At 50.7% G+C, this 448-nt stretch carries 1 pseudogene; it reads right to left on the bottom strand.

The features are described from left to right. Window positions 1-225 (bottom strand): annotated as a pseudogene (locus EKA13_RS27575) (hypothetical protein); the annotation flags it as partial. Between the last annotated feature and the right edge of the window lie 223 nt (window positions 226-448).

The following is a 448-nucleotide window of genomic DNA, read 5'->3' as shown; positions in this document are numbered from 1 at the left end:
TTCATAGACGTCATACATAATGAAGCACAATGCCAAGGTAAAAAAAAGCATGAAAATAAACATCCCATTAGCAACAAAAGTGTTGTAGTTTCGCGCCTTGATCCTCCACTCCAGCAGCTCTGGTTCATCCCCATACTTCCACGTCAGTTGTGGCGGCAGTTCTCGTGGCGTGCCCCAGTGCCCCAGCAGGGACTTCACGCGAGACAACCCTTCTGAAACCTTCATTTCGCCATCCCCTCGGGCACCTGAAGGTTCAACCCGTACATGCTTATTTCTCCAAAACCCGCGATTCAGGCTGCCCTATCTATGGAGCGGGCGACACGCGGAAGATGTGGAAGTCGCTCATCGAAAAAGGCCAGTAGATGATCAAACTCGCGGCGCTTCGCAAACAACGACGCGACACTAAGGGCATCCTCCTTCATATAATCGTCATACCAAGCAAACTCCA

The organism is Pseudomonas defluvii, from assembly GCF_001695625.1.
Lineage (GTDB): Bacteria > Pseudomonadota > Gammaproteobacteria > Pseudomonadales > Pseudomonadaceae > Aquipseudomonas > Aquipseudomonas defluvii.
The sequence above is the reverse complement of the archived record's forward strand: the minus strand, read 5'-3'. Positions and strand labels throughout refer to the sequence as shown.